Here is a 2,356-nt window from a genome sequence, read left to right as displayed (position 1 = left end):
GTTCACCTTGACGGCGGAATCGCGCCCAGCGCCCTCGAACAGGTCGACCAGCTTCGAGCGGACGAGCACGTGCTGTTCGAGCGGCACCGGTCGCTCCTCCGAGACGATGACGTCGGTGTCGCCGCGCACGGCCTGCAGCCAGTCGCCGAACTCCTCGGCGTTGCTCACCGTCGCCGAGAGGGAGACGAGCCGCACCTGCTCGGGCAGGTGGATGATGACCTCTTCCCACACGGCCCCGCGGAACCGGTCGGCCAGGTAGTGCACCTCGTCCATGACGACATAGGCGAGCCCCGGCAGCAGGTCGGAGTCCGCGTAGAGCATGTTGCGCAGCACCTCGGTCGTCATCACGACGATCCGCGCGCGCGAGTTGACGTTGGTGTCGCCCGTCAGCAGGCCGACCTCGTCGCTGCCGTAGCGCTCGGCGAGCTCGTTGTACTTCTGGTTCGACAGCGCCTTCATCGGCGCCGTGTAGAAAACCTTCTGCCCGGGCGTCGACATGGCGAGGTGCACCGCGAACTCGGCGACGGCCGTCTTGCCCGCGCCCGTCGGTGCGGCGACGAGCACACTTCGCCCCGCCTCGAGGCTCGCGCAGGCGTCGAGCTGGAACGGGTCGAGGTCGAAGCGCAGCAGCGACCGGAATTCGTCGAGCTGGGGCGACCGGGAACGGGCCCGGGATGCCGCATACCGCTCGGACGGCGAGAGCTGGTCGGTCACGTGCTCAGAGTACGTGGTCTCCATTCGGCTTCGCCGAGTCGACCCGCGACCGCCTTCGCCGAGTCGACCCGCGAACTGCTCAGGCGAGCTCGGCGTCGAGCTGCTCGGCCGCGCGGCTCTTGCGGCGATCGTGCAACCAGGCGAACCCTGCGGCCGCGAAGTACAGCACGATGAGCGGCACCGCGAGGATCATCATCGAGACGACATCGGTCGACGGCGTCGCGAGCGCCGCGAACACGATCGAGCCGAGGATCGCCCAGCGCCACGCCTTGAGGATCGCGGCGGCGGACATCACGCCGATCATGTTGAGCAGCACGATGAACACCGGCGTCACGAACGCGACGCCCACGGCGAGCACCAGCTTCAGCACGAAGGTGAAGTAGTCGCTCGCGTTCAGGATCGTCAGGTTGTCGGACGGGGCGAAGCTCGCGAAGAGCGTCACGATGTGCGGCGTCACGTACCAGCCGAAGACGCAGCCGCCGAGGAACAGCGGAACGGCCGAGAAGAAGAAGCCGAAGATGTAGCGCTTCTCTTTGCCGGTGAGGCCCGGCGTGAGGAAGGCGAAGATCTCGTACAGCCACAGCGGTGACGAGATGACGATTCCGATGTACAGCGTCAGCTGCATCCTCAGGTCGAACGCGGCCGTGAGGGTCGGGAAGTTGATGTGGGCGTTCTGATGCTTCGCGATGTCATCGATGACGGCGGTCAGCGCGCTCCAGACGAAGGGCTCGAGGAACCAGCCGATGATCGCCGCCACGATCACTCCGATGGCGGCGATCATCGCGCGGTTGCGCAACTCGATGAGGTGCTGGCCGAGCGACATCCGGCCATCGGGGTCCTTGGCGGCGCGCCCGGCCTTTGCGGCGGTGGCGCTCACGGACTACTTCTTGTCGTCAGCGGCGGTGCTGGAAGTGGTCTTGCGCTCGGCGGCAGCCTCGTCCTCGGCGCTCGGCTCGTCCTTCATCGTCTTCACCTCGCGGCGGAAGATGCGGACGGACTGGCCGATGCTCTTGGAGACGGCAGGGAGCCTCGTTGCTCCGAACAGCAGCACGATGATCACCAGGATGATCAGCAGATGCCATCCGCCTAGGTCGCGGAGAAAGCCCATTGTTGTTCCTTGTTTAGCGGGATTGTGAGGATGCCTGGTGCGGGCATCCCGTGCAGTCTAACCATCTTCTGCGCGAGCGTTTCGATAACGTTCGACACCTGCGGACGCCCAGTCGGCGACGGCTCGACGCGCCTCGGGCGGCGCGACCACGGTGAGCAGCCCCGCCATGGCGGCGACCAGCCGTTTCAGGCTGTGGAAATGAGCCACCCGGATGCTCGTGCGCACGAAGCCGTCACCGTCGGGCACGAGCTTCGAATCGTCTGAGAGATACTCGGCAAAGCCGGGGATCGCGCTCGTCGCGAGCCGCACCTCGACCACGAGGTCGTCGGCGCTCGGGTCGAACAGGGTCTCGGAGAGGGCGATCTCGTCCGGCGTGTGCTCGGCGGGGGCATCCGTCACCGTCAGGTTCTCCATGCGGTCGACGCGGAAATTGCGCAGATCCTGGCGCAGGTGGCACCAGCCGCGCAGATACCAGACGTCGTCGCGGCTCTCGAGGCGCAGCGGATCGACGGGGCGGCGCTCGCGCGCGCCGCG

Annotated in this window: 4 protein-coding genes; all 4 read right to left on the bottom strand. The window is 66.9% G+C overall.

The features are described 5' to 3' along the window. On the bottom strand, nt 1-714 hold a 714-nt coding region (locus tag ACM2XV_RS14355; RefSeq protein WP_487027421.1), incomplete at its 3' end, for a DEAD/DEAH box helicase. 79 nt (nt 715-793) lie between these two features. Next, nucleotides 794-1,591 (bottom strand): twin-arginine translocase subunit TatC, encoded by a 798-nt coding sequence (tatC, locus tag ACM2XV_RS14350; RefSeq protein ID WP_344778065.1) that lies wholly within the window; start codon nt 1,589-1,591, stop codon nt 794-796. A gap of 3 nt (nt 1,592-1,594) precedes the next feature. Next, nucleotides 1,595-1,822 carry a twin-arginine translocase TatA/TatE family subunit gene (gene tatA, locus ACM2XV_RS14345; RefSeq protein WP_344778063.1) on the bottom strand — a complete coding sequence of 76 codons (228 nt, stop codon included), beginning with the start codon at nt 1,820-1,822 and terminating at the stop codon, nt 1,595-1,597. A gap of 57 nt (nt 1,823-1,879) precedes the next feature. Continuing rightward, nucleotides 1,880-2,356, bottom strand: a 477-nt coding sequence (locus ACM2XV_RS14340; protein ID WP_487027420.1) for a helix-turn-helix transcriptional regulator, incomplete at its 5' end; no start/stop codon positions are given.

This window comes from Gryllotalpicola sp. CP2-P1 (assembly GCF_057512245.1).
This window is presented reverse-complemented; position numbering and strand designations above follow the sequence as displayed.

What these genes read in the sequence shown, in the direction of transcription:
- tatA (WP_344778063.1), bottom strand. Translation starts at nt 1,822, where the DNA reads ATGGGCTTTCTCCGCGACCTAGGCGGATGGCATCTGCTGATCATCCTG.